At 71.0% G+C, this 24787-nt stretch carries 15 protein-coding genes; 3 read left to right on the top strand and 12 right to left on the bottom strand.

The window, feature by feature from the left end; all coding sequences use genetic code 11:
- Window positions 1-52 precede the first annotated feature (52 nt).
- Window positions 53-1609 carry a type VII secretion protein EccB gene (gene eccB, locus ACFY15_RS15980; protein WP_390825632.1) on the bottom strand — a complete coding sequence of 519 codons (1557 nt, stop codon included), beginning with the start codon at window positions 1607-1609 and terminating at the stop codon, window positions 53-55.
- A 33-nt stretch (window positions 1610-1642) separates the two neighbouring features.
- The gene (gene eccD / locus ACFY15_RS15985) at window positions 1643-3043 is read right to left on the bottom strand and encodes a type VII secretion integral membrane protein EccD (protein WP_390825634.1); all 1401 of its coding nucleotides are present in this window, start codon (window positions 3041-3043) and stop codon (window positions 1643-1645) included.
- A gap of 207 nt (window positions 3044-3250) precedes the next feature.
- On the opposite strand from eccD, the gene eccCa reads away from it, so the two are divergent.
- Window positions 3251-7198, top strand: coding sequence for a type VII secretion protein EccCa (gene eccCa / locus ACFY15_RS15990; RefSeq protein ID WP_390825635.1), 3948 nt, complete (start codon window positions 3251-3253; stop codon window positions 7196-7198).
- 338 nt (window positions 7199-7536) lie between these two features.
- On the opposite strand, the gene ACFY15_RS15995 is transcribed toward eccCa, so the two are convergent.
- From ACFY15_RS15995 to ACFY15_RS16005, 3 genes are all read right to left on the bottom strand, one after another.
- Window positions 7537-8751, bottom strand: coding sequence for a S8 family serine peptidase (locus tag ACFY15_RS15995; protein WP_390825636.1), 1215 nt, complete (start codon window positions 8749-8751; stop codon window positions 7537-7539).
- 93 nt (window positions 8752-8844) lie between these two features.
- Complete coding sequence (locus ACFY15_RS16000; RefSeq protein ID WP_390825637.1) at window positions 8845-12177, bottom strand: right-handed parallel beta-helix repeat-containing protein; 3333 nt, start codon at window positions 12175-12177, stop codon at window positions 8845-8847.
- A gap of 568 nt (window positions 12178-12745) precedes the next feature.
- Window positions 12746-14056 carry a DUF1254 domain-containing protein gene (locus tag ACFY15_RS16005; protein WP_390825638.1) on the bottom strand — a complete coding sequence of 437 codons (1311 nt, stop codon included), beginning with the start codon at window positions 14054-14056 and terminating at the stop codon, window positions 12746-12748.
- A gap of 383 nt (window positions 14057-14439) precedes the next feature.
- Between ACFY15_RS16005 and ACFY15_RS16010 the strand changes: the two genes are divergently transcribed.
- Complete coding sequence (locus tag ACFY15_RS16010) at window positions 14440-15162, top strand: pentapeptide repeat-containing protein (protein ID WP_390825639.1); 723 nt, start codon at window positions 14440-14442, stop codon at window positions 15160-15162.
- Between the two features lie 147 nt (window positions 15163-15309).
- Here the strand turns inward: ACFY15_RS16010 and ACFY15_RS16015 are convergent, their stop codons facing one another.
- The 4 genes from ACFY15_RS16015 to ACFY15_RS16030 all read right to left on the bottom strand — a co-directional run bounded on the left by ACFY15_RS16015 (window position 15310) and on the right by ACFY15_RS16030 (window position 20143).
- Entirely contained in the window at window positions 15310-15888 is a 579-nt protein-coding gene (locus tag ACFY15_RS16015) for a TetR/AcrR family transcriptional regulator (protein ID WP_390825640.1), read from the bottom strand.
- Between the two features lie 66 nt (window positions 15889-15954).
- Window positions 15955-16845, bottom strand: a complete 891-nt coding sequence (locus ACFY15_RS16020) for an SDR family NAD(P)-dependent oxidoreductase (protein ID WP_390825641.1) — start codon at window positions 16843-16845, stop codon at window positions 15955-15957.
- 115 nt (window positions 16846-16960) lie between these two features.
- Window positions 16961-18562 carry a serine/threonine-protein kinase gene (locus tag ACFY15_RS16025; RefSeq protein WP_390825642.1) on the bottom strand — a complete coding sequence of 534 codons (1602 nt, stop codon included), beginning with the start codon at window positions 18560-18562 and terminating at the stop codon, window positions 16961-16963.
- Window positions 18563-18778: 216 nt separating this feature from the next.
- On the bottom strand, window positions 18779-20143 hold the full coding sequence (locus tag ACFY15_RS16030) for a flavin monoamine oxidase family protein (protein WP_390825643.1): 1365 nt from the start codon (window positions 20141-20143) through the stop codon (window positions 18779-18781).
- A gap of 383 nt (window positions 20144-20526) precedes the next feature.
- On the opposite strand from ACFY15_RS16030, the gene ACFY15_RS16035 reads away from it, so the two are divergent.
- Window positions 20527-21099, top strand: a complete 573-nt coding sequence (locus ACFY15_RS16035; RefSeq protein WP_390825644.1) for a TetR/AcrR family transcriptional regulator — start codon at window positions 20527-20529, stop codon at window positions 21097-21099.
- A 535-nt stretch (window positions 21100-21634) separates the two neighbouring features.
- Here ACFY15_RS16035 and ACFY15_RS16040 read toward each other — a convergent pair.
- From ACFY15_RS16040 to ACFY15_RS16050, 3 genes are all read right to left on the bottom strand, one after another.
- Complete coding sequence (locus ACFY15_RS16040; RefSeq protein WP_390688283.1) at window positions 21635-22066, bottom strand: ester cyclase; 432 nt, start codon at window positions 22064-22066, stop codon at window positions 21635-21637.
- A 144-nt stretch (window positions 22067-22210) separates the two neighbouring features.
- Window positions 22211-23731, bottom strand: coding sequence for an MFS transporter (locus tag ACFY15_RS16045; protein WP_390688284.1), 1521 nt, complete (start codon window positions 23729-23731; stop codon window positions 22211-22213).
- Between the two features lie 590 nt (window positions 23732-24321).
- Window positions 24322-24666, bottom strand: coding sequence for a hypothetical protein (locus tag ACFY15_RS16050; protein ID WP_390688285.1), 345 nt, complete (start codon window positions 24664-24666; stop codon window positions 24322-24324).
- Window positions 24667-24787: the final 121 nt, after the last annotated feature.

Here is a 24787-nt window from a genome sequence, read left to right on the forward strand (position 1 = left end):
GTCCCTGGAAAGGTGCCTCTTCGTACATCGCTCTCCGCCGGTCCCCCGCTCCTCACCCGGCTTCGGGGGAAGGCGGCTTGCCCGTTTCCCCCGAAGCCTTCCCGGTGGCCGGCGAAGGGCCGCTCTCCCCCGCGGTCTTCCCGCAGACGGGGGGCGTGGTCGCCGGGATACCGCCGGCCGCGGCCGCGCCCGGGTCCAGGTCCGGTCCCGAGCGCAGCATGGACAGCAGCGGCGAGGGCAGCTTCACCACGTCCGAGTCTGCGTACCCCAGTGCCTTCAGCGCTGCGCCGGAGGGCACCCGGTACTTCACGCCGTCCTCGGCCACGAAGTAGGTCGTGTCGCCCACCGCCGTGCCGCCCGCGCCCAGTGCCCGCACCAGCGCACCCCGGCCCGGCCGGACCACGACGGCGTCCACCGGCAGGCACGCCTCCGCCGACTCCCCGGGTGTCGCCTGGGCCACCGGGGTCAGTGATCCGCTGGGCGTCAGCACGGTACTGATGCGGACCAGTCCGTCCACGGAGCCCACGTGGGCGCAGAGCGCCATGCCCTCCGGCACGCCGACCGCCCGGGGCGGGGAGTCCGGAAGAGCCTCGGAGGCGGCGGGCTTGGTCCCCTCCCCAGGTGACAGGTGCTTCCCGAGGACGTCGGCGCCCAGCGTCTCGGCCTCGGGCGAGTGGCCGGCGTAGGCGCTCTCACGGGTGGCCGGGTCGCCGAGGACGAGGGCCGCCCCGGTGGCCGTGAGAGGCTCCAGGCCTTCCTTCTGGAGCAGGTAGTACTTCGGGGCTGACCCGGGAACCCGCACCACGTACACCCGGCCCACCGTGCTGCGCACGTCGCCCAGCGACGGCCCGGCAGTGCCCCGGCCCGGCACGGCGGGCGGCGCGAGATCCGTACCGGGGGCGAGCGAGTTCAGGAACGCGGCGGACACCGGGCGCGGGGTCACGGAGCCGTAGCCGAGGGAGACGGCCGCTCCGGAGGCTGTGTCCAGGCGGAGTCGGCTGCCCTGCCAGACCAGGTACGAAATCTTGTCCGGACCGGCCACGACGACCCCCTGGCCGGTGGCCAAGGCCCGGCCGTCCACGGGGGCTCCGGCTACGAGGGTGGTCACCGCCGTCTCCCCGGTGGCAGCGGTTCCCGCCGGGCGGCCGAGGGCGGAGCAGACCTGCCAGGCTCCACCGTCCAGTTCCTTGGCCACCGGCACGGAGTCCGGGGCGCCGGGTATGCCGACGGGGGTTCCGACGGGCGTCCCGCGCAGTGAGGCGGTGCGCACGTCGGTGGTCTTCAGCTTCCGCCCCCCGATGAGCAGGGCGGAGGCGTAGTTGCGTACCGGCCTGAGGCGGCCGTCGAGATACAGGTACCGGCCGCCCGTGTCCCTGTTGACGATCAGGGTGCCCGAGGTCCGCCACGAGGTGTTGCCGCCGGGCGAGACCAGCCCGTACACCGCGGCGCCCGCCGCGATGATCACGGCGAGGACGAGGCCGATGACCGTGCCGCGGTTGGTGCGGGCCAGCGGGCTCTCCGGGGCATCGGGGTCGGCGAGCAGCATGCCGGACGTGAGCCTGCCCATGGCGAAGGTATGGGCCTGGACCTGGTCGCGTTTGGACTGCATGGGATCGTGTTTCCTTCCGGTTCTCTGGGCCGGTCAGCCGTTGATCGACCGGAGGGCGCCGAAGACGCCGAGCACCCACAGCGTCAGCGGCAGCAGGGCGATCGCCAGAGTGGAGTGCAGCAGTTCGGCCGCGCGGCCCCAGTACGGCACCATCCGCCGGCCGGGCACCGTCCAGGATGCGACCGCCAGCGCGGCGGCCAGTGCCAGCAGTGTCATGACGAGCGCCGGACGGTCGGCCGGGGACAGCCGGGCCGCGATTCCCAAAGCGAGCAGCACGGCCCCCCACAGGCCCGGAAGCACCAGGGTCAGACGCTGCCACACGTTGACCATCCCGCGCCCGTGCAGCAGCAACAGCAGCGACAGGGTGCCGGCGGTCAGTGCCTGGGCGAGGCCGGGCGATCGGACGAGGCCGGCGAGGCAGGCGGCGCAGACGGCGCCGGTCGCCCCGTACAGGGCCGTCATCCAGCTGCCGGCGAGTTCGGTCCGGGTGGCGACGTCGCTGCCGCTGTAGGGGTCGATGCCCTCCTGCAGCTGTTGGGGGCTCGTGGGCAAGGGGGGCATCCGCATGCCGGCGAGCTTGAAGGACAGGGCCGGTACGAAGCCGCCGAGGACGACGGCCGCCGCGGCTGCCGCGGCGCCGGCTCCGTCCTCCCGCACATCGAGGACACTCATCAGCGCTCCGGCGGCGGCCGAGGTGATGGCGACGGTCCCGGCGGCGGCGAAGAGCGGGGTGTACACAGCCGCCGCGGCGACCGCCAGCGCAGCCCCTCCGGCGGCCGTCGCGCCCGCCGCCAAGAGCCGGGCCCCGAGCACATGGTGGGCGTCGGGGCCGGAGATGGCGCCGCCGGGCAGCAGCCAGCCCGCCAGCGCCAGGCAGGGCACCGCCAGGAAGCCGAGTGTCGCGCCGGCTGCCGCGTCCCCCACCGCCCGGCTGGCCGTGGCCGCTCCGGCCAGCAGCAGCAGACCGGCCACGGCTGCCATCACGACGCGGGGAAGCACGGGGCCGCCCGGCCAGGCCAGAACCGCCAGGGCGGTCAGCACGCAGACCGCCACGGCGCCGCGGAACATCCGCCGGCCGGCCTGCGGACTCCAGCCGTGCAGCCGCTCACGCGTGACCTCGGCGATGCCGTCGACCAGGTCGTCGAGCCGCACCTCGGGTATCGCGTCGGCAGGGGGACGCAGGTAGAGGACCTCGCCGTCCTTGAGGTCGAGGGACTCCAGGGTGCCTTCCTCGTCCAGCGGCCGCTCACCCAGCCGTTGCAGCACCCAGCCGCCATGGTCCAGGCCGTTCTCCTCCAGTTCCTCGCCGGAGTAACGCAGCAGGGTCGGCAGGAGATCGGCGACGGGCACGTCGGCGGGAACCGCCAGGTCCACCGTCCTGGCGGGGGTACGGACGGTGAGACGGCACAGGGCCGTCCCCGAACTGTCAGTCATCGCAGAGACCACGCTTTCCCGGGAATTTCATCCGCGAGCTTGGTATTGGGAGTTGAACGCATGCAGACTACTGACACCCCGAAGTGTTCGTGACCGCGCGCGGGGATTATCGCTCTTGGCCCGACTATGGTCGCGTGCCACGGTTAGGGAGCCCATTTCTTGAGTGCCGTACTCTTCCGCCGCCCTGCCCGCCGGCGGGGGCCAGAAATGCCCGAGGGTGAATTGTCCCTCCAGGAGCCGCCAACCCTGCCGGAAACCGTTCCGGACAGTTCGGCGGTGTGGACCTATCTCCCGATGGGGATGATGTCCGGCTCCATGATGTTGGCCTACATCCGGCCCGGAGGGGGCGGAGGTGCACTGACGTACGTGGCGATGGGCGTAATGGTCCTGGGGTCGGTGGTCATGATGGTCGGCCAGGTGATACGCAAGAGCGGTGAGCGGAAGCAGCGCCTGCGCGGCGAGCGCCGCGACTATCTGCGCTACCTGTCCCAAACCCGGCGCAAGGTGCACCGGGCGGTCGTGGAGCAGCAGTTGGCACTCGCGTGGCGCCATCCCGCGCCCCGCACGCTGCGTTCGATGGTGCGGACGACACGGCTGTGGGAGCGGCGCGCCAAGGATGACGACTTCGCCGAGGTGCGGGTGGCCGTCGGGGATCAGCAGCTGGCGATGCAGCTGTCCCCGGTGTCGGCCAAGCCCGTGGAGGACCTCGACCCCATGTGCGCACACGCGCTGCGCCGGTTCATGCGGGCATACAGCACGGTTCCCGATCAGCCGATCGCGCTGTACCTGCGGTCCTGGGCCCGGGTGCTGCTGCGGGGCGACGAGGCGGCGGTCCGTGCGCTGGCGCGGGCCGTGCTGTGCCAGCTGGCCACGTTCCACGCCCCGGAGGACCTGTGGATCGCACTGTGCGTGAGCGACGAGAGCCGGGCGGAGTGGGACTGGGTCAAGTGGCTGCCGCATAACCTGCACCCGCACGAGCACGACGGCGCGGGACCGCTCCGCATGGTGGCCTCCGACCTCGGCGGCCTTCAGGACCTGCTGGGTGCGGAGTTCACCGAGCGGCCGGGGTTTGATCCCGAGGCCGTGCCCGGCCGTGAGGAGCCGTTCACCGTGATCGTGGTGGACGGGGGCCAGGTGCCCGTCGGCCACCGGCTCGACGGCGCGGGCTTTCGCAACGTGGTCGTGATCGACCTGTCGGGGGCCCTGCGCTGGCGTCCGGGGCGTACCACGCTGCGGCTGGACGTGCGGCCGGACGGGGTGCGGTTGGTGCGCACCGACCGCAGCCGCAAGGAGCAGTCGACTCTGCTGGGCCGCCCCGACTCGGTCGGCCTGGCCGGAGCCGGGGCACTGGCCCGGATGCTGTCGCCGTACCGGATGAGTCTGACCGCCGACACCGCCGAGCCGTTGAGCACGGACATGGAGCTGACGACTCTGCTGGGGATCTCCGACCTGCACCGTCACGAGCCGGACGCGTTGTGGCGGCGTCACACTGGGGCGGCCCGGCTGCGGGTGCCGGTCGCGATGGGCGCCGACGGTGCGCCGGTCGAAGTGGACATCAAGGAGGCGGCGCAGGGCGGCATGGGGCCGCACGGCATGCTGATCGGCGCAACGGGCTCGGGCAAGAGCGAGTTGCTGCGCACCCTCGTGGTGGCTCTCGCGCTGACCAACTCCTCGGAGACACTGAACTTCGTCCTGGTGGACTTCAAGGGCGGGGCCACGTTCCTGGGCCTGGACGGCCTGCCGCACACCTCGGCGGTGATCACCAACCTGGCGGACGAGGCTGCCCTGGTGGAGCGCATGCAGGACGCCCTCCACGGTGAGCTGATGCGCCGCCAGGAGCTGCTGCGATCGGCCGGCAACTACTCCTCTGCCCTGGAGTACGAGAAGGCGCGTGCCGGGGGAACACCGCTGGCGCCGCTGCCGAGCCTGTTTGTCGTCGTCGACGAGTTCAGCGAACTGCTGTCCGCCCACCGTGACTTCATGGAATTGTTCGTGATGATCGGCCGACTGGGCCGGTCCCTGGGCGTGCATCTGCTGCTCGCCTCGCAGCGCCTGGACGAGGGGCGCATGCACCAGCTGGAGAGCCATCTGTCGTACCGCATCGGTCTGCGCACCTTCTCGGCGATGGAGAGCCGCGGGGTGCTGGGAGTCCCGGACGCCTACCAGCTGCCGTCGCAGCCGGGGGCCGGCTTCCTGAAGAGCGGCGTGGAGGAACTCACCCGGTTCCGGGCCGCGTATGTGTCGGGCGTGTACCGGTCCCGACGGGGCGCGGTGGTCCAGGCGCGGGCCGCCAGCCAGGTGGTGCCGTGGACTGCGGACTTCGTGGTGCCCCGGGCACCGGCCCAGCAGGCGGAACCGGAGCCGGAGACGGAAGCGGAGGAGGAGAACGCGGACACCTTGCTGTCGCTGGCCGTGGAGCGCCTGCGTGACGCCGGGCCGCCGGCCCTGCGGGTGTGGCTGCCGCCGCTCGACCTGCCGTCCAGCCTCGACGGGCTGCTGCCCGGACTGGCCGAGGAACCCGAGCGCGGACTGGTCTGCGCCGGCCGGCCGGGGGCCGGCCGGCTGGAGGTGCCGGTCGGTGTGGTGGACAAGCCGTTCGAACAGCGCCGCGAGCCGCTCGTGGTGAACCTTTCGGGCAGCGGTGGGCACGTCGCGGTCGCGGGTGGCTCGCAGAGCGGGAAGTCGACGGTGCTGCGGACCCTGATCGCCGCTCTCGCGCTCACCCACACCCCTCGCGAGGTGCAGTTCTACTGCATGGACCTGGGAGGCGGAACGCTGGCCTCGCTGGCCGGGCTGCCTCACGTCGGCGGCGTGGCGAACCGGCTCGACGCCGAGCGGGTCAACCGTACGGTGGCCGAGGTGAACACCCTCCTCAACCAGCGTGAGCAGTTCTTCCTGAGCCACAACATCGACTCGATGGCGACCTACCGCAGGCGTCGCGCGGCCGGCGAGTTCCAGGACGAGCCCCACGGTGACGTCTTCCTGGTCGTGGACGGATGGGGGACTTTCCGCCAGGACTTCGACATGCTGGTTCCCGTCGTCAATCAGCTCGCCGCCCGAGGCCTGAACTTCGGTGTCCACCTGGTGGTCACCACGGCACGCTGGATGGAGCTGTCCAGCCAGGTGCGTGACCAGGTGGGCACCCGGCTGGAGTTGCGGCTGGGCGATGCCATGGACTCGGTTGTCGACATCCGCAAGGCGAAGACGGTGCCGCGCAGTCCGGGCCGCGGCTTGACGGTGGACGGCAAACTGCACTTCCTCGCGGCGCTGCCCCGCATCGACGGCCGGGAGAGCGCCGATGACCTCACGGAGGGCGTGGCCGATCTGGTGGAAAGGGTCGCCGGGTGCTGGTCCGGCCCCTCCGCGCCGCCCGTACGGACGTTGCCGCACCGGCTGCCCGTCTCGGAGCTGCCGGAACCGGAACTGGCTGACGGGCTGCGGGTTCCGCTGGGTCTCGACGAGGAGACCCTCTCGCCGGTGTGGCACGACTTCAGCCGGACGCCTCACCTGATCGGCGTCGGCGACACGGAGAGCGGCAAGACGAACCTGCTGCGGCTCGTCGCCCAGGCGATCACCTCCCGTTACAGTCCCAGTGAGGCACGCATCCTGGTGGTGGACTACCGTCGCACGCTGGTCGAGGCGATACCGGAGGCGTACCGGATCGGGCACGCGGTATCGCTCGACGCCCTGCGGACGCAGGTGAACGGGGCTGCCCGGGCCATCAAGACCCGGGTGCCGGGGCCGGAGATCACTCCGTCCCGGATGCGCCTCGCGGACTGGTGGCAGGGACCGAGGCTGTTCGTCCTCGTCGACGACTACGACATGGTCGCCGGCGGTCTCGGCGTGGCCCACCCCTTCGACGAATTCCTGGACCATCTCCCTCTGGGGCACGAGGTGGGGCTGCACATGGTGGTGATGCGGGCCGCGACCGGTGCGGGCCGGGGCCTGAACGATCAGCTGCTCAGGCGCCTCGACGAGGCCAACACCCCGGGTGTCCTGATGTCGTGCCCGCCCTCGGAGGGCTTCGTCTTCGGCAATACCAAGCCGCGCAACCTGCCGCCCGGGCGGGCGCAGTACATCGCCCGCCGCAAGGCCCTGCTCATGCAGACCGCCGTGCTGGACGAGCCGGACGGGGAGCAGCCCGACGGGCAGTAACCTTCCACGCCCAGCGGGACACGACGCCTGCCGTGAACGGCCGTCGTCGTGTCCCGGCGCTCTTGTCCTGCCGCGGTGGGTCCGCGCCGTCTCCGTTCCTCCCGGACGGATGTCGCCCCGCCTCGCCGGCGTCCCGCGCCGTACCGCTGGTGTCGTCCCGAGCCGTACCGCTGGTGTCGTCCCGCGCCGTACCGCCGGTCTCGTCCGGCGCGGGCCCTCGGCAGGAACGACGAGCGGCCCGGATCGGGCGCCGAGCGGGCTCGAATCGGGCTGGCATCGGGCTGGGATCGGGCGCCGGGATGAAGGGGTCGCGCGTCCGGCGGCCGTCACGCCGTGCCTCAGTCGGGCGGCGACGCCTCGTTCCCGGCCGGACGCCACCCGCGGGCACGGCCCCTCGGGACAGCCACGGCGGCCCAGGTGACCACCAGGAGCAGTCCGGCGCCCACACCCGCCGACAGCAGGGCGCGTCGCGTCGCGCGGGCGCCCGCCTCGTCCGTCTCCAGACGCACCGGCCGGGAATCGCCGGCCTGCGCCGCACCTTCGGGGGACGCGCCCGGAACCGCGGTCAGCGCACCGTACGGGTCGAGGCGGGGCACGCCCGCCGGGTACCCGGTGGTGATCAGTCTGCGTGCCGTCTCAGCGGCTGACAGGCCGGGGTGGGCGGACCGCACCATGGCGGCTGCCGCGGCGGCGTAACCGGCGGCAAAGGACGCTCCGGAGCCGATGAAATGGCCCCGGCCACTGGGACCGACACTCATCACGCCGTCGCCCGGCGCCGCAAGGTCCGCGTGCCGGGCCGTGTACGCGCCCTGCGGGCGCTTCCCCTGCACGTCGACGTCGACGACGGACAGGACGCCGGCTTCGGCCGCCGGCCAGTAGTCCCCCGGCGGCGGGGCGGAGGACGTACCGTCCCCGGGGGCGTCGGGCACCGCGGCGGCCACGATCAGCGCGTCGCGGCGGGCCGCGTAGGAGACGGCGTCGCGAAGGCTGGAGGACGTCTGTGCCAGGGCCGGGGAGACCGCGATGACCTTGGCCCCGGCGTCCACCGCCGCGTTGATGCCGGCCGCGACCGTGGCGTCGCTCGCCACACCCCGCTCGTCCGTGCCCCGCACGGCGACGATCTGTACCTGCCGCGCCGCTCCGGAGAAGCCGGTGCCTTCCATGGGGGCGGCGGCGATCAGCCCCGCCACAAAAGTGCCGTGGCCCACGCAGTCATTGCCCGCCCCGCCCAGGGCGGTGACCCGGCCCGCCAGAGCGGGGGCTTTGAGCGACACCCCGGTGTCCACGACGGCGACCGTCACCCCGGCACCGGTAGCGAACCGCCGGCTCCGGGTCAGCTGCAGGTTCTGCTGCTCCCAGGGCACGGCCTCGGCCACCGTGTCCGAGTCACCGGTGCAGGAAGCTCCGGACGCCAGCCGGGACGGCATCACGGGCAGTCGTACGGGGTCCCCCGGCACGGCGCCGGCCTGGGGTGCCGCCCCGATCACCGCCATGGGCGCGCAGAGCACGGTGGCAAGGGCCGGCAACGCGTGGTGGAGCCTGGGGCGGCGCATGGTGTTCATCCTCGGAACGAAAGGGGCGTGGAACAACCCCCGCGGATCCCGCTCCGGGGTCGGGGCGGGAACGGAGGCCGTTCCCGGCCTCGGTCACCGGGACACCGCTTCCCCGAACAGCGCGTCCTGGGGAAGCAGCAGACGCAGGTCCTCCAGTCCAGGGGCGGCCATCGAGCTCAGCCGCCCCGCCTGGCGCGTCATCATGCCTTCCAGTACCTGGCGGGCGAGTCGCGCGTTGCCGAATGCCCGGTCGCGCGGAAGCGACTCGAAGTACGTGCGCAGCACCTGGCCGGTGCCCGGACCGCACTCGTATCCGGAGGTCACCGCGTGCTGGCGCACGATGGTGACCAGTTCGTCCGAGGAGTAGTCGTCGAACTGCACCCGGCGGGAGAAGCGGGAGGAAAGGCCCGGGTTGGAGGTCAGGAAGCGCTCCATCTCCTGCGTGTAGCCCGCGACGATGACCACGACCTCATCCCGGTGGTCCTCCATGAGCTTCAGCAGTGTGTCCACCGCCTCCTGCCCGAAGTCCGATCCGGAACCCGTACCGGTGGGGGTGAGTGTGTACGCCTCGTCGATGAACAGCACCCCGCCCACAGCCCGTTCGAAGACCTCCCGGGTGAGCTGCGCCGTGTGACCGACGTACCGGCCGACGAGGTCGGCGCGGGCCACCTCCACGAGCTGGCCCTTCGGCAGCACGCCCAGCGAGACCAGCAGCTCGCCGTAGAGCCGTGCCACCGTGGTCTTTCCGGTGCCCGGCGGACCGGTGAAGACCAGGTGGTTGCTGATGCGCGGTGCGGGCAGCCCCGCGGCCTCCCGCTGGCGGGTGACGGACAAGAGGTTGACGAGGTCCGTGACGTCGCGTTTGACGGCCGCCAGGCCCACCAGGTCTCCCAGCCGCGCCAGCGGGTCGCCGTCAGGGCTGCCGGCGGCCTCGCCGGTGACCCCGCGGGCTGCCTCCTCCCCGATGTCCTCGGGAAGCAGGAGCCGGAGGTCCTGGTCGGTCATGTCGGTGAGCGCGGACAGCCGGGACGCCTGGCGGTCGACCATCTGTTCGAACACCTGGCGGGCCGCGCGGCCGTTGCCGAAGGTCGCGTCCTTGGGCATCCGCTCGAAGTGCACGGCGAGAGCCTTGCGGGCGGTGCCACCGAGTTCGTACTGGTGACCGGCGCACATGCTCTCGACGATCGCCACCAGTTCGGGCACCGCGTAGTTCTCGAACTCCACCGTCCGGGAGAACCGTGATGCCAGGCCGGGGTTGGACGCCAGGAACGCCTCCATCTCGGCGGAGTAGCCCGCTGCGACGACGACCACGTCATCGCGGTGGTCCTCCATGAGCTTGAGGAGGGTGTCGACGGCCTCTCTGCCGAAGTCGGCGCCGGAGCCGCGTCCGTCGGAAAGCAGCGTGTACGCCTCGTCGATGAACAGCACGCCCCCGAGGGCCCGGTTGAATGCCTCGGTGGCCTTGATGGCCGTGCCACCGATGACCTGAGCCACCAGATCGGCTCGCGAGACCTCGACGAGGTGTCCCGAGCGCAGAGCGCCGAGTTCGGCCAGAATCGCCCCGTACAGCCGGGAGACGGTGGTCTTGCCGGTGCCGGGCGGGCCCGCGAACACCAGGTGCCTGCCCATCGGCGGGGCGGACATGCCCAGTCGGGCGCGGCGCTGGGCCATCCGGGTGAGGTTGACCAGCGTACGCACCTGCTGCTTGACGTTGTCCAGGCCGATGAGTGCGTCGAGCGCGGCGAGGGGCCCGTCCGCTCTGGCGAGCCGGGCGTCCTCGCCCTCGGCGCCACCCTGCCCGGCGGCGCCGGCGCCGTCGGGACCGGAGGCGCCCCAGGCGTCCCGCTTGCCGTTGCCGGTGCTCGTCAGTCCGTCGACGGCCAGCCGGTCACCGGGCCGGGACTGGACGAGGCCCCCGCCACCGCAGTCCCGCACGGTGCAGTTGACCACGGACACCGGGTCGGTGGAGTCGACCCGCAGGCCGTCGTCCGCGCTGCCACCGATCTCGCAGGAGTTGAACGAGCCGCGTCCGCCGTCCGAGACCAGGACACCGTGGCGCCCGCTGCCGGCCACCCGGAGCCGAGTGGCGGTCATGTCCCCGCCTCCCTCGACGGTCACGCCCGACTCGGCAGCCCCGGTGATCTCCAGGTCCCGCACCGTCATGATGCCGTCGTCGCCGATCGACAGGCCGCTCGCACCGGGCGAGAGAACGGCTCCGCCCCCGATGTAGACGTTGCCGTCGTCCTCGGCCCTGACGCCACAGCCGCCGGCCCGCTCCACGGTGCAGTCCTCCAGCCGGCCCCGGCCGTCCTTCGCCACCTCCACACCGTGGCCGCGCGGCGCGTTGATGCGGGCACGCCTGACGAGCGGGTCGGCTCCGGTGTGGATGGAGATGCCGGTGCCCAGGGCGTCGGTGACATCGAGCCGGTCCAGTTCGGCGGCCGAACCCTCCTCCAGCAGGACCGCGGTCGTCACGCAGTCGCGGACGGTCAGGCCGACCAGGACCGGAGAGGCGTGTCCGTTCACCCGGAGTGCGGGGGCCTCGGCTGCGTCCAGCCAGCAGTCCTCGTACGTCCCCCGGGAGCGGTCGGTGACCAGGAGGCCATGGCTCTTGGTACGTGCCGTACGGCAACGCCGGACCACCGGGTCGCTGCCGCCGCTGACCACGATGCCGACGCCGGTCGTACCGGTGACGCGCACATCCTCAAGTTCCGTAGCGGCCCGGCTGGCCAGCTGGACTCCCGTGCTGGTGTCGTGCACCACGGTACGCAGCACCCGGATCGAACTGTGGCCCTCCAGAGCGATGGCGGGCTTGTCGGTCGAGGAGATGTCACACTCCTCGACCGATCCCCGGGCCTCTCCGTTGGCAAGTACACCGTTGCCACGGGCGTCTCGGACGACGCAGCCGCGCAGGGTGATCCGGCCCCGTTCGCCGGCGACCACACCGGAGGTGCCGAGGTGTTCGATGCTGCAGGACTCCAGGGAACTCTCCACGGGCGACGTCACCACCACTCCGGCGCCGCCCGGATTGCTGACCCGGCAGTCCCGAAGGGCCAGCGAGCCGCCGGCCCGGGCGAGCAGAGCCGTCCAGGCGGAGCCGGCTATCTCGCAGCCCTGCATGGCCATCTGGCCGCGCGGCGCGTCGATGACCGGCAGTTCCTCGTCGCGTCCGCGCAACACCAGGTCGGTGAGCATGACCGCTTCGGCCTTGAGTACCAGCGCACTTCCACGGCGTGGGGCTATCTGCACACTCCCACGAGCCTGTGCCGCCACGATGGTGACCGGGGTGGTGATCGTCAGGCTCTCCGCGTACGTCCCTGGAGCCACACTGACCACCGCGCCACTGCGCGCCTTGGCCAACGCCTCACCGATCGTCCGAAAGCCGTCGGGTCCCTCCGGGCTGACCGTAAGTACCTGGCGTGACAAGCGTGTTCCTCCTTACATGTGGCCCCGCAGGACCACGAGCCCCGGTTGCCCGTCGGCGCCGTTACGCAACGCTCAACCCCTCGCATCGGACCGGTGCGCCACCGACCACCAGCACCGCACGGTCTTCGGCTTCCGGTCCGACATCGTGGCGCCGCCCACAAACCGCTGATATCTGCGGGCGGCCGAGGAGCAACACCGTACGGCGCCCACCGGGGACTCAGGGGCAACCAGCCCCGGAAGGGGTCGGATGGGCAGGCTTGTCGTCCCTTCCGGACACGACCGGACCCGAGCTTGATCGTGAACGGCAACGGACCGGACCGTGCCCAGATCGTTCATGCCATCCTTGGACGCTCGCAGGGCGCGACGGACTGAGCGGAGCCGCACCGCCGCCTGATCCGGACCCAAGGGCACGCACCGGTCGATCAAGGCCGGCGGGGCCCGGCACCCCCGAGCGCGGCCAACCCGGATGGCAAGTCGTCCGGAACAGGATCAGGGCGCACTCGGGGAGCCTGCCGGAGCAGATCACCGGGTAGAAGACCTGGTGGACCACTCCTCGTGGAACGAGCTGTCATGCCTTGGTGACCACCGGCGGGTTCCAGGTGCCGTCGAGCACCTCGGGCTCGGGTGCGTAGAGGCGCATGGTGATCCCCAGCGGACCGGACGGGGCGGGCAGCCAGTTGGCCTCCCGGTCCGGGCCCGGGTTGTGCTGCGAGATGTAGAGGGTGAGCGAGCCGTCCTGCTGGTCGTGGACCAGGTCGTCGCGGTCGCCCAGGGCGAAGCGGTTGATCTCGTTCGCGACCTGGAAGCCCTCGGCGTCGTACATGGTCACCGACCAGAAGGCGCCGGCCGGGGGCATGGCTGCGGCCTCGAACCTGAGCAGGTGGTCGTTGTCGCCGTTGACGGGGTCGCCATCGGCATCGGCGACCAGGACCGGGTAGACGGCGTCCTCGGGAGGATTGGCGCCGAGGCCGCCCGCGGCGACCCCGGCGCGCTTGAAGTAGCTGTTGCCGTAGACGCCCATGGTGTCGAGGGAGGTCCGCCAGCCGTTGGCCGCCACGCCGAAGCCCGCCATCGAGCCGAGGATCTCCGCGAGTGCCTCCTGCACGCCGGCGTCGATCTCGGCGAGGTCGGCCTCGGTGAACCGGCTGGGATCGAACTTCTGGCCCGGCACGATACCGAGGTTCGCTATCCGGGCCAGGACGGAGAAGTCCGCAGCGTGTGGCGGGTTGACCGCCAGCGCCTCGGCGGCCCAGCTGAAGAAGTCGACCGCGCTGAGCGCGTTCACCAGGGCGAGCGCGTCGGCCGTGACATCGATGTCGCTGTCGAGGTCGTCGTACCCGCGGGGAGGAACTGCGGTCAGGGTGTAGCCGTCCTGGACCTCCCAGACGGCCTCGTAGTCGGCCGGGCCATTGGTCTGCGTCCGGCCGATTATCCACACGTAGGGCGTCGGTGCCCGCAGCACCGTCACACCGTCCCGGGGAGTGGCGTCGTGGTCGGGTCCGACGATGAGGTAGTCCTGGTCGCCGGTCCCGGTGGTGCGCGCGCCGACGGTGGCGAACACGTCGGTCCACATGTCCATCAACGGGAGCATGAAATAGCGGTCGGCGGTGTCGCTCACATGCAGTTCCACCGGGCCGCCGGTCAGGTCCAGCCACGCGTTGGAGTACAGCGTGTCGAAGTTCGGCCGCACCACGGCACGGAACTCCGCGGAAGGGAACTCGCGCAGGTGGTGGAACTCGTTCGGCGGGCCGTAGCCCGCCTTTTCCGCCGCGAGGGGCGAGGTGGCCTGCCGGCGGGTGACGTCCATCATGACCATCGGGTAGAGGTAGGTGTACGCCTCGCGGGCCAGGGTCCGCGGATCAGCCGACAGCATGCTCATGCTTCATCGCCTCCGTAGTATGACGAGTCGTTGACGACCGGTCAGGCACACTCTGCCGCTGCGTGATCCGCAGCACCAGAGGGCCTCGCGAGCCAGCCGCGCTGCGGAGTCGTTCCGAAACGCCCGGTCAGGTCCGGCGGCCTGCTGTACGGCGGCGAGGACGCGCTGGTAGTCCGGCGGGAGCAGCGTCTGCACGCCGACCAGGCCTACGACGTCCCCACCTGTGGACATGGCTCCGTGGCAAGCGGATCGGCGTCCGCCGCACCCCGGTGGCGACGGCCCGTCCCAGTTGCGATCAACGGCCGCCGGAAGTATGCCGGAATCAGGGATGACCACGGTCGGGACGGGCCTCTTCCATACGCTGCGGACAATAGGAGGTCGACGTGACTGCCTCCGGCCCATGGCAGTGGCTCCTCGTCGCCACGCTCCTCGTGCTCGGCTGCCTCTTCGCGGTCGACGCGTGGAGACTCGCGATCCACCAGAGGGAGCAGGGATCCAGGATCGGGGTCCTGTCGGCACTCGGCGGAGGCCTCATCACCGGGCTTTCGGTGGGCCTCGCCACGTTGAACCTGCAGATGTCCTTCGACGCGAGCACGAAGTACGCGACCTGGAGGGCGGACGTCGAGTCCGCCGCCAGCATTCCCGGCTTCACCCCCGGTGACCGCGACATCCGCGGCATCAACTTCAGCGGGAAGGAGCTGCGGGACGCCGACTTCACCGATGTCGACCTCCACGGTGTCCAGTTCCGGGACGCCATCCTCAAAGGTGCCGTGTTCGACGGAGCGAACCTGCAAGAGGCCAACCTGGTCGGAGCCGATCTGGAGGCAGCCAGCTTCAACACGACCGATCTGAGGGGCGCCCTGCTCCAGAGTGCGAACCTGACCCACGCGGCGGTCAACGGCACGACGGCGGACAAGTACGCGGGAGCGCAGGTCAACGGGCGGACCTGCTGGCCCCGGAACGTCGACCGCGCCATCCTCAGGACGGTCGAGGTGAAGTCGTTCGAAAAGAGGGACGACAGCATCCTCACCGTACGGGGAGAGGAGCGGGAGGACGGCGTGAAGGGCGGCGAGATCGCGCCCGGCTGCCACCTGGGGGAACGGTGACGCCGCGCCCGGCGCGCCCGGCCCGGGCCCGAAATGCGTGGCGGCCCGGCCACACCGGTTCGTGACGGCCGTCAGAGCGGGTGTGCATGAGTCGGACAGCTGAGCGGGTGGCGGAAAACGCCCTGGTCCACCGCGCGGGCGGTGCTCTCACGCGTGCAGTGGCGTGGCGTGCAGGCCTTCGAGGAGTGTGGCCAGGTAGCGGTGTGCGGTGTCGATCCGGTCGGCGGGTGTGCCGCCGTGGACGTTGACGGCGTAGGCGATGCCGCACATGAGCGGGACGAGGTCGGTGTCGGCCAGGTCGCGTCGGACCGCTCCGGCATCGCGAGCCCTGCCGAGGAGTGCGGTGCCGACCGACCGAAGCGTCTCTTTGAGTTCCGTGGTGCGCGGCAGGGCGTCGGTAGCCGCCGCGGCGACCGGGGCGAGGGACGCGTCGGTGACCTGCGCTTCGACGGTGCGGAACAGGAAGCCGTCCAAGGCGCGCCAGGGGTCGGTGCCGGTCAGAGCCTGCCGGCCGTGGTCGGCCAGGGCTTCCAGGCAGGGGAGGGCGACGGTCTCCAGTAGCGCCTCGGGGGTGGCGAAGTGCCGGTAGACGGTACCGACTCCGAGTCCGGCGCGGCCGGCGACGTCGTTCAGCTGCAGGGATGTGCCCTGGTCGACCAGAGCGCGGGCGACCGCGACGATCCGGTCCCGGTTGCGGGCCGCGTCCTTGCGCAGGGGCATCGTCATGGGGACATGCTAACCGGATTCTCCATCCGGATGGGGCCGCCGACAGCACCCGCACCGTCTGGCGGGTCAGGTGAGGGTGAGAGGTGCGTACCGTTCACTGAGCCGACGCACGTCCCGGGCGATGCGGAGGTCGGTCGCTGCGCGCAGCGGCGTCACCGGGTGCGCCTGGGCCCCGATGACGATACCGGTCCGGCCCGCGAGGGCTTCGTCGGTGGCGGCGACGATCGAGGACCGGGCAGCCGCGGACGCCGGACCCGAGGTGGAGCGTTCGAACGTGCGGCGCACCAGCGGCCACAGCAGCCGAAGGGCCGGAGAGACCACCTTCGGGTCGGTCATGGTGCCCTTGGTCATGTCGGTCGCGGCGCCTCCCGGGTCGGCGGCGAAGACGGAGGCGGCCGTGCCCTTCAGCCGGTTCGCCAGGTCGAGCGTGTAGGCGAGGTTGGCGAGCTTGGCGCGGCCGTACCAGTGGAAGCCGTAGTAGCCGCCGGGCGGCTCGACGGCGTCGAAGGCCCTCTTCGCGAGCCCGACCGCGCCCGAGGTCACGTTCACGATCCTGCTCGGCGCCTCGCCTGTCAGCGTGGGCAGCAGCAGTTCCGTCAGCAGGTACGGCGAGAGGTGGTTGACGACGAACGACGCCTCGATGCCGTCCAGGGTCTGTCGCTGCGGGAACATCGCCCCGACGTTGTTGACCAGCACGGTCAGCGGGTCGCCGGAGGCGGCGTGCTCAGCGGCGATCCGGTCGGCGAGCGCGCGCACCTGGTCGAGCGAGCCGAGGTCGGCGGGCAGGAACCGTCCGGGATGCGTGGGGTTCGTTGCGTTGATGCGGTCGACCGCCCGGGCACCGCGGTCGGCGTTGCGTCCGACCACGGTGACCGAGAACCCGGCGTCGGCCAGTCCCAGGGCCGTCTCCAGTCCGATGCCGGCCGTCCCCGCCGTGACCACGGCTGTCTTCGTCATGTGCCCCTCCACCCAGACATTCGGATAGTTCATCCGTTTGTTCGGACGGTAGCACACAAGCGGATGAGTCATCCGGTTAGAGGTCGGGTGGACCACCGCCAGGACTCACCCCCACCTATGCGGTGCGGCGGTAGTGGGTGATCGCGACTTTGATGGGTCCGTCGTTGGAGGCGTTGTTGAGGATTCGGACGACGGCGATGTCGCGGTTTCCGTAGGCGCGGATGCAGAAGGTGCTGTTGGTCCGGAGTGTGGTGAAGGGGAGGGCCGAGGCGGGCTGGGTGTCGAGGCCGGTGAGGCAGTCGGCGAGGGTGAGGGTTCCAGTGGGCGGGATGTAGGTGATGCTGTCGTTGGGAACGTAGAACTCGCCGGCTTCGCGTCCCAGGTACCAGTCGGGGGTTTCGCGGGTGACCCGTCCGCCGCTGAGGTCGATTTCGTAGTCGGAGTCGGGTGAGGTCAGTTCGCGGTCGGTGTACTGGACGGTGTAGTCGTCCGGCTTCGGGTGAGGGCTGCCGGTGGGGGGTGCGGCGGTGGCACTTGCCGCGGAGGGCTGCAGGGTGGTGGGGAGGGCGGCATCGGGCCCCTCTTCGGTGCTCTCGGCGTTGTCGGGGAGGGCGTAGAGGAGAAGGACGCCTCCGAGAAGGGCAAGTGCCGCGAGGAAGGCGGTGCGACGGGTGGTGGCCTGGCGGGCGGGGCGTCTTCGCCTGCTGGGGGCGGACGGCTGGGGTGGTGCGGGAAGTGGGGTGGGGGCGCCGGCAAGGCCTGCCGCCGGGTCCGGTTCAGTCGCGGGGGGATGTGTGGATGCGGTGTGGCGGCTGATGTCGGCACTGATGTGTGCTGGAAGCCATCCGTCGGTGAAGCTCAGGGGTGCGCCGTCGGCGGCAGCGTGGTTGCGTGCTGTTTCGATGACCCACTCGGTGCTGGGGCGTTCGGCGGGGTCCTTGGCCAGGCACCGGCTGACCAGGTCGTGCAGGGTGCTGGAGAGGCCGGTGAGGTTGGGCTGCTCGTGGACGGCCCGGTAGAGGGCGGCGTGTTCGGGTCCGTCGCCGAAGGGGGCCCTGCCGGTGGCCGTGTGGGTGATGAGGGCGCCGAGGGCGAACACGTCGGTTGCGGGTGTGGCGGGTCGGCCCAGGATCTGCTCGGGTGCCATGAAGCCGGGTGATCCGATGCGCAGTCCGGTACCGGTGAGTGCGACGGCGTCGGCTGCTCGGGCTATGCCGAAGTCGATGACTTTGGGGCCGTCGGGCGCGATGAGGACGTTGGCCGGCTTGAGGTCGCGATGGACCACTCCGGCGGCGTGGATGGCTTGGAGCGCTTCGGCGATGCCGACCAGGAGGAGCAGCGCGGTTCGTTCGGGCAGGAGCCCGTAATGGTGGATGACGTGCTGGAGGGAGGGGCCGGATACGAAGGTGGTGGCGAGCCAGGGAGTGGGGTCGGCGGGGCCGGCGTCGATGACCTGTGCGGTGTAGAGGCCGTGGATCCGTCGGGCGCTGGCGACCTCCTGGGCGAAGCGGTGGCGGAATTCGGGATCGGTGGCCAGTTCGGGACGGATCACTTTGAGCGCGACCGGGCGTCCGCCCGGGGTGTGCGCCAGGTAGACGAAACCCATGCCGCCGGCGCCGAGACGGGCAGAGAGCCGGTAGCTGCCGATCTGGCGGGGGTCGCCTTGGGTCAGGGGCTGGAGGGCCTGGGACTGGGCGGTGGGCAGCTGGGTGTTCATGGTGGCTCCGTGCGTGAAAGCAGGCTGTGCGGTGCGGGGGCGTCGCCTTGGAGGGACGCGGGCCGGATCGGGCAGGGGCGGGGCCCGGGCGGGCGTGGTGGAACGGCTGGTGCACGGAGAGGCCGACGGCCTCGCGCCTTGTTGCCGAACGGATGGTGCGCGGTCCTGGCTCTGTCCCCGCCGGGGTTCGCGGCGGGGACGGCGGCCTGGCGCGTGTCAGCTGAGGGCCTCCTTGGCGGCCCTGATGCCCGAGAGGTAGGCGCCGTGGACTGTGGCCGAGGAGTTGCGGCTGGTCGCCTCGCCTGCGAAATGGACGCGGTCGCCGATGCGGGAGGCGAGCTGGTCGCGCATCGCGGGGGTGGATCCGACCTTGTAGTAGGAGTAGGAGCCGCGGGCGTAGGGGTCGGAGGCCCAGCGCGTGATCTGATGGCTGACCGGTTCGGGGATGTCCTGGCCGAAGACGGTCTTCAGGGTCTGCATGGCGCTCGCGATGATCTTCGAGTCGTCCCAGCCTTCGATGGTGCGGCCGAAGTCCGCGGCGTTGAATCCGAGGAGTACCGGTTCTCCGTTGGCGCGGGTGATGTTGATCCACTGGGCCCACTGGCCGTACTTGTCGAGGGGCGGTACGTAGTTCAGCCAGTCGGTGTCGGGCCAGAACTTCGTGGGGAACTTCAGGTAGCACTTGTTGAGGACGCCCATGCCGAGGCTGTCGATGGCGGTGCGCTTGGCCGCGGGGAGGCCGGGGCCGAAGGTGACGGTGCCGCTCTGCAGGACGCCCAGGGGCAGGGTGACGACGACCTGGTCGGCCTGGAAAACGCCCTTGTCCGTATGGACGGTGACACCGCGGGAGTTCCAGTCGATGTTCTCGACCCGGTGGCCGAGCCGGATGGTGAGGCCGCGGGCCAGGTAGTCGGTGATCTGTCCGTATCCCTTGGGGAAGAGGACGTCGTGGCCCTTGAGGGCGGCGTCGCTGTCGAAGTACAGGGTGGACATCTGCGAGACGCTGCCGGAGTACTCGTGCTCGTAGTCGTTGAGCGCGTTGTTGACCATGGCTTTGTCGCCGTCGGGCAGCGTGGGGAAGCGCAGGGCGCGTTCGACGACGCCGCGCATGGCTGCGTCGCGGTCCTGTCCGTCCTGGTAACGGGTGAGGGCGTCGGCGGTCTGCTCGCGCCAGCGGGTCAGGGCCTGGGCCTGGGCGCCTTCGGCTTCATGGCCGTCGGGGAGGTATTCGGTGGTGCTCTCCAGGTCGGTCACCACTGTCTTGGCCTTGGCTTTCGCGGCGAGGTCGGTGATGGGGTTCTTGTCGATGCCGTGGATCCAGGAGGCGCCGAGGTCGACCGGCGCGCCGTTCCAGTTGCCGCTGGTCCAGATGCGGCCGCCGATGCGGTCTCTGGCCTCCAGCACGAGGACGTTCTCTCCCTCGTCGACGAGGTGGCGGGCTGCGGCCAGGCCGCTGACGCCTGCGCCGATGACGATGACTCCTGGACGCTGCGTGGAGGAGGACGCGTTGGCGGCTTCCAGGTCGTCTGCCTGGCAGGCGGCGAGCAGGCCCGCGGCGGGCAGGCCGAGACCGACGCTCATGAGGAACCGTCGACGGTGAATAGTCATGTTTGTGCCGATCTGCGTTCTGGATGAGGGCATGGCGGATCAGGAGGCGGAGCCATGGTCTGGTTGCGGTCACGCGGGCGGCGCGAGGGGCCGGCGCGCCCCGACGCGGGATGCCTGTTCCTCCGAGCGGGGGGGTTCGTGCGTCCGCTCGCGCACACGGCCCCGCATGGACATGCCGCGGCAGCGGGAGGCCGGGCGATGGACCGATTCAGGCGGGGGCGGCGGCGCTTGACCTCCGGCGATGCGGGATGGAGGCATGGGTGACACCCCCTCCGTTCAGTACAATGACGATGACACTGCAGAGCATAATTTGAAACAGCGGTGTGTCAACAGAGGCATGGAGGTTTCAGTCGGATATGCGTACCGATGCGGCAGAGGTCCTGGAATCGGCCATTCCGCTCCTGTCGAAAGATCGCGCAGCGTCCATGCAGACCGTCGCCACGCGAGCAGGGATCAGCCGCGCCACCCTGGTGAGGCTCTTCCCCACCCGCCAGGACCTCCTCCAGGCCGTGGCCGACAAGATCCTCGACGACTGCGAACGGGTCCTTTCCCGAACGGAGGAGGAGGCGGCCCCGACCTCCCGCACACTCGATGAGCTGATCGGCGACTACCGCCCCTTCGCCCAGTTGTGGAACCTGGTCTACGTGGAGCCGGAAGTGTTCGGTGCCGACCAGGCCAGCGATCGCGCATCGGTCGTCTTCCGCCGAACGGTCTCCTTCGTCGAGCGCGCCCAGAAAGCCGGCCTCATGCGGACGGACATGCCAGCTCCCTGGCTCGCGTCCACGTTCTGCAGCATTGCCGAGACGGCCTGGGAGCTGACCCTGGAGGGCCACATGGGAGCACGGCAGGCGCCCGAGTTCATCCAGGGAATCCTGCAGCACGGCGTATTCGCCGAAGGACAGCCCCACGACACCGGCCGTCCGCGCTGAACCGTCATGAGGCAGCCGGGGTGCGGCGGCCTGGGTGCGGGCGGCCGGGGTGCGGGCGGCCGGGGTGCGGGCGGCCGGGGCGGGCCTGAGCGCCTCGGCCAGGTGCGGACGCAGCGCCGCGGCGGGCGGGATCGGGAGTTCGTCGTCCGGTGCGGTGTCCCAGCGCACCCCGGAGGAGCGGCATCGCCACCCACGCGTCGGGCCCCGTGCGGACTTCACGGCTCCCGACGAGGCCGGCCCTGGTGTGCACGGAGGACGAGATCTCTGACGTGTGCCGCCGAACGACACCTCGTACTTGATCACCCGTCCGGTATCCGCCGTACGCGGAAGCGGCCTTCGTCTGAACATGTGCTCCGACCAAGGAACACACACGTCCAGCGCGAAGGCCGTGAGGATGAGTCTGCTGCATCATGGTGCCCGGCAAGGGGCATTGGCGGACCTGCCGTGCTTCCGGGCCGAGTTCTGCTTCTGCCTGACTGCTCGGCCGTCTGCGCGCTCGAGCCGCGCCCTCGCGGTCAGGCCCGCAACTGCCCGGTCAGGCCCGCAACTGCTCGGTCAGGCCGAGCTGGCTCATGATCGCGCCGGTGTCCAGATAGGCCCGGCCCTCCTGGATCTTGCCGTCCTTGACCTCGTAGATGTCGCACGCGTGGAGCGTGACGTGACGTCCAGTGGCGGGCACGGTGCCCACATGCAGGGCCAGGTCCCCGGTCTGCGTCCCGCTGCCCGTGTACTCGACGACCACCGTGTCCCCCTGGGACGTGACGCGGTCGAGGGCGAACGTGCCGTCGGGCATCGCGTTGAACAGGGTCTTGGCGAGCCAGGTGAACCCCTCCGGGCCCTCCAGCTTTCTCCCGCTGCCCTTGTCGATCAAAGTGCAGTCCGGAGCGACTGCCCCGGCGATGGCGTCGTAGTCCCGGTCGTTCCACGCCCGGAAGAGATCGCGGACGAGAGTCTCGTTGTCAGCCATGGGCACCTCCGCTCGTAACGTCCCCCCTTCATCCCCTTTTTCCATTCTTACCCCCTGCATCCGCCCCCGCAGCCCCAGCAGGACCGGCCGGACGCCTGTCAGTCCCCCGTTCGGAGGCCTGCTGGAAAGCAGCCGTCCGATCCGTTACTCCGGTCCGTTCTGCGGTGTGGTCCGGGGCCGACGGGGCATGAGCACGTACGCCGCCACGGCCAGGGCGAGGGGCAGGAGGCTCACGACCAGCATGGTGAGCCTCAGGCCGTTGGTGAAGTCCAGTCCGAGGTCCAGTCCGGACTGCCGGAGCAGGTTCGGGTCGTATCCGGCGGTGCCCGGACTGTGCGCCATCGCGCTTCGTGTCGCGTCCACGGCCTGATCGGCCTCGGTCACCGACATGCCGCGCGCGTCGGCGTCATCGAGCCACTGCCGTTGGAAGAACAGATTGAGCAGCAGGAGGTAGACGGCGGGGCCGAGCGCGTATCCCGTCATGCCGAACGCCGGCTGGACGGAGGCCACGGCGCCGGACTTCCCGGGCGGTGCGTGCGAGAGGATGGTCTCGGCCACCGCCGCGGAGGTCACCAGCGATCCGAGGTTGGCGAGCCACGTGGCCAGTACGAGCAGCCACAGCGCCATCGTGGGCGTGGCGGTGACCCCCATCAGCAGCCCGCTCGCGACCAGCACCAGCAGACCGGTGATGAGGACCGGCCGGGGGGTGTACTTCCCGATCAGCCGCCCGGCGAGGATGACCGCTCCCGCGATCGCCAGCGTGCCGGGCAGGTACAGCAGACCGATCGTACGCGGGGGCAGCGCCAGGATCACGCTGCCGAACTGCCCCAGGACGAAACTGAACCCGGCGACAAGGAAGTTCAGCGTCAGGCTGGCCAGCGCGGCCACGGTGAAAGGGCCGCTGCGGAAGAGGGACAGGTCCAGGACCGGTTCCGGTGTCCGGCGCTCGCGGAGCACGAACAGCACGCCGGCGACCACGCTGATCAGCAACGGCAGCCAGGCCTGGATCTGGGAGATCCCGTTCTCCGCCTCCGCGATGCCGTGGACGAGGGTCAGCAGGGTGACGCCGACCAGGCTGACGCCGACCGCGTCGACTCGCCGACGCTCCAGGACGGGGGGTTCGACGACGTACCGGGCCGTCAGCACGAGCGCGATCAGCGACAGCAGGGGGGCCAGCAGGAACAGCCACCGCCAGCCGACGGCCTCCACCACCCAGCCCCCGGCCAAGGGCGTCACCCCGCACAGCACCATTTCGATGGCCATGAAGATGCCGATGGCCGCCGGCCGCCTCTCCTCCGGCACCGACGTCTTGAGCAGGGCCAGCGACACTCCGAGCATCGCGGCCAGCGCCAGGCCGTCCAGGAGGCGCATCACCAGCAGGAACCTGTAGCCGGGGGAGAGCGCGGAGAGCAGGTTGACGACGATGTCACCGACCAGCCCCACCATCAGCAGCCGCTTGAGCCCGAAGGCGTCCCCGAGGCTGCCCACCGCGAGCACGGCGGCGGCCACGACCAGTGTCGCCGCGCCTCCCAGGAACCCGACGACGTCGGGCGGCACGTGGAGCGCCCGGCTGATCTGCGGCATGTTCAGGCTGAGGACCAGCGGGTCGACGGCCGTGATCGTGAAGGCGAGGGAGAGCCCCAAGATGACCGGCAGTAACGACATGACGGATCGCGGCTCGGCAGTCGGCACAGCGACACCTCCCGTACGTCGGCCGGCGCCGACCGCTCGATGACCGACCGTGATCCGGCCACCGCTCCCGGCCCGTCTCCCCGACCCACGCGTCACGGAACCGGAGGTACGGAGCGCGAAACCGGCTGCCGCTCCGGCCGCCGATACGGATCGGCGGAAGCGGACCGCTGCCGGTCGCCTTCCGGCGGTCCCGGCACGACGACGGAATACTTCCGGCCACAGCCTCTCAGGGCAGTGACCACGGTGCGCACTCATCCGGACGTGGCGGTGCGCGTTCACCTGTACGCCGCCTGTACGTCGGCGGAAGGCCGTCGGCTGCGGGGCCGGGGTGCCGTGCCCCGGCAGCGGACGCTGCCGGCCGAGGTGGGTTCAGGCAGTTGCGCACGTTCCCCGCTCACAGCGCGGTCAGCGGGACCCTCCCGTGCCCGGCTTCGGCGGGCCTGGCGCACGGGGTGGCCCAGCCGTCAGGTCACCCGGCCCGTCGGCGCCTTCGATGGGTACTTCGCCGTTGTCGCATGTTCCGGAGGTGCCGTCGGCTACGAAGACCCGGGCCTGGCTGCGCGTCACGGCGCCTTGGGGTCATGGAGTTGCCCTGTATCAGCGTCCAAGGCCGCCAGTCCGTTCAGCCACCGTGTCCGCCGTTGGGCACTGGTCTGGTCCCACCACGGGGCGCCGCGTTCACCGAGGGCGACCTTGGCGGTCTGGACGCGCTTCCTGGCCGCGCTCTCGGCTTGCTCGTCGTGGGTCCGCAGGGCGGCACCGACGGCGCGCCGGGCCTCCATCAGGTGGGCGCGCAGGCGCCCGGCCACATCGGGGGGCAGCTCCGGGTCGGTGGCCCGCCAGCGCCTGCCGTTGACGACGACGTAGCGTCCGTCCTCTGTGTGCTGCGGCGGAGAGTGGCGTGACATCAGGTGTTCCTCCCCGCCGGGCGTGCTCGGGCCGTTCGAAGAGCCGGGTGCAGGAGTGTCCCATCCGGAGGGCGGCCGTGAAGTGACGGCACCCGGGCAGACGGATCCCGCGGCAGCAGGA

Origin of the sequence: Streptomyces sp. NPDC001373, assembly GCF_042895815.1 — a bacterium.
GTDB lineage: Bacteria > Actinomycetota > Actinomycetes > Streptomycetales > Streptomycetaceae > Streptomyces.

Coding starts and splice junctions, on each gene's coding strand:
- ACFY15_RS16050 (WP_390688285.1), bottom strand. CDS start 24,666: ATGTCACGCCACTCTCCGCCGCAGCACACAGAGGACGGACGCTACGTC.
- ACFY15_RS16020 (WP_390825641.1), bottom strand. CDS start 16,845: ATGACGAAGACAGCCGTGGTCACGGCGGGGACGGCCGGCATCGGACTG.
- eccB (WP_390825632.1), bottom strand. CDS start 1,609: ATGCAGTCCAAACGCGACCAGGTCCAGGCCCATACCTTCGCCATGGGC.
- ACFY15_RS16030 (WP_390825643.1), bottom strand. CDS start 20,143: ATGAGCGTCGGTCTCGGCCTGCCCGCCGCGGGCCTGCTCGCCGCCTGC.
- ACFY15_RS16045 (WP_390688284.1), bottom strand. CDS start 23,731: ATGTCGTTACTGCCGGTCATCTTGGGGCTCTCCCTCGCCTTCACGATC.
- ACFY15_RS16005 (WP_390825638.1), bottom strand. CDS start 14,056: ATGAGCATGCTGTCGGCTGATCCGCGGACCCTGGCCCGCGAGGCGTAC.
- eccD (WP_390825634.1), bottom strand. CDS start 3,043: ATGACTGACAGTTCGGGGACGGCCCTGTGCCGTCTCACCGTCCGTACC.
- ACFY15_RS16035 (WP_390825644.1), top strand. CDS start 20,527: ATGCGTACCGATGCGGCAGAGGTCCTGGAATCGGCCATTCCGCTCCTG.
- ACFY15_RS16040 (WP_390688283.1), bottom strand. CDS start 22,066: ATGGCTGACAACGAGACTCTCGTCCGCGATCTCTTCCGGGCGTGGAAC.
- ACFY15_RS16015 (WP_390825640.1), bottom strand. CDS start 15,888: ATGACGATGCCCCTGCGCAAGGACGCGGCCCGCAACCGGGACCGGATC.
- ACFY15_RS15995 (WP_390825636.1), bottom strand. CDS start 8,751: ATGCGCCGCCCCAGGCTCCACCACGCGTTGCCGGCCCTTGCCACCGTG.
- eccCa (WP_390825635.1), top strand. CDS start 3,251: ATGCCCGAGGGTGAATTGTCCCTCCAGGAGCCGCCAACCCTGCCGGAA.
- ACFY15_RS16025 (WP_390825642.1), bottom strand. CDS start 18,562: ATGAACACCCAGCTGCCCACCGCCCAGTCCCAGGCCCTCCAGCCCCTG.